This window comes from Roseococcus sp. GW821-FHT12F05 (genome assembly GCF_058806835.1).
In genome coordinates this window covers 1-698 of sequence record NZ_JBXAQB010000052.1, presented here as the reverse complement: position 1 = coordinate 698, position 698 = coordinate 1, and the positions used below count along the sequence as shown (strand labels likewise).

1 protein-coding gene is annotated in these 698 nt (G+C 59.3%); it reads right to left on the bottom strand.

Annotated features, from left to right (window positions below; all coding sequences use genetic code 11):
- Positions 1-698: integrase core domain-containing protein (locus AC1ROY_RS34035; protein WP_493153393.1), on the bottom strand; the 698-nt coding region annotated here is incomplete at both ends.

The following is a 698-nucleotide window of genomic DNA, read 5'->3' as shown; positions in this document are numbered from 1 at the left end:
GGTGTTTAGTCCCGGCATTTGATGGGTTGGATCGAGGCTGAATCGTTCAGGCTCGGCTGTCCAGCATTTGCAGATGAACTCGTAAGGTGTGAGGCCTCTGAGTGTCTTGAGCCGACGGCCGAAGTTGTAGGCATCGATAAAGCTCGTGAGGTGGATCTCGAACTGCTGGTGATCGTCGTAGTGGTAGCGCTTAACGGTCGCGTCCTTGATGGTGCGGTTCATCCGCTCGACCTGGCCGTTGGTCCAGGGGTGCTTCACCTTTGTGAGGCGATGCTCGATGCCGTTCTCTTGGCAGCGCATATCGAACATGTGCGTCATGTACCGAGCGGTTGGGCCACCGGCGTATCGCGGTGGGAACGTGAACTGGATCCCGTTGTCAGTCAGGACGGTGTGGATCCTGTACGGGATGACCTCGATCACGTGCTCGAGGAAGGCCGACGCCGAAGTTCTGCCAGTCTTGGTCGCCAGTCGCACGACCGCGAATTTGCTCGTGCGGTCGATCGCGACATAGAGGTAGAGCTTACCTTGCGCAGTCTGGACCTCGGCGATGTCGATGTGGACATAGCCGATCGGGTAGACCTTGAACCGCTTCTTCGCAGGCTTGTCGCCGTCGACGTCGGGGAGCCTCGATATCCCGTGACGGACCAAGCAGCGATGCAGCGACGAGCGCGTCAGATGGGGGATCGTCGGTTGGAGCG